1 pseudogene is annotated in these 847 nt (G+C 65.6%); it reads left to right on the forward strand.

The features are described from left to right. Positions 1-847 (forward strand): annotated as a pseudogene (locus ACOI6Z_RS27500) (oxaloacetate decarboxylase); the annotation flags it as partial.

Here is an 847-nt window from a genome sequence, read left to right on the forward strand (position 1 = left end):
TTCCTCGATGAGCGCCACCTACGGCCACCCGGCCACCGAAGCGCTGGTGGCCACCCTCGCCGGCACGAAATATGACACTGGGCTGGATATCCACAAGCTGGAGAGCATCGCGGCGTATTTCCGCGAGGTGCGTAAGAAGTACCACGCCTTCGAGGGCCAGCTGAAGGGCACCGACAGCCGCATTCTGGTGGCCCAGGTGCCGGGCGGGATGCTCACCAACCTCGAAAGCCAGCTGAAGCAGCAGAACGCCGCGGACAAACTCGACCAGGTGCTGGCGGAAATCCCCCGCGTGCGCGAGGACCTCGGCTTCATCCCGCTGGTCACCCCGACCTCGCAGATTGTCGGCACCCAGGCGGTGCTCAACGTCCTGACCGGCGAGCGCTACAAAACCATCGCGAAGGAGACCGCCGGTATTCTGAAAGGTGAGTACGGCCACACGCCGGCGCCGGTGAACGCCGCCCTGCAGGCCCGCGTACTGGAAGGGGCAGAAGCCATCACCTGCCGCCCGGCGGACCTGCTGAAGCCGGAGCTGGCGCAGCTGGAAGCCGATGTGAAGCGCCAGGCGCAGGAGAAGAATATTCAGCTGGCGGAGAACGCCATCGACGATGTGCTCACCGTGGCCCTGTTCCCGCAGCCCGGCCTGAAGTTCCTCGAAAACCGCCATAACCCGGCGGCCTTTGAACCGCTGCCGCAGGTGGAAGTCGCGCAGCCTGCTCCTGCCCCGGTAAAAGCTGCCGCCTCCGGTATCTACACCGTGGAAGTGGAAGGCAAAGCCTTTGTGGTGAAGGTCAGCGACGGCGGCGACGTCAGCCAACTCAGCGCCGCGCCGGTGGCCGCTGCGCCTGCT

It is taken from the genome of Klebsiella sp. C239, from assembly GCF_048822715.1.
In the GTDB taxonomy this organism is placed as follows: domain Bacteria; phylum Pseudomonadota; class Gammaproteobacteria; order Enterobacterales; family Enterobacteriaceae; genus Klebsiella; species Klebsiella quasipneumoniae.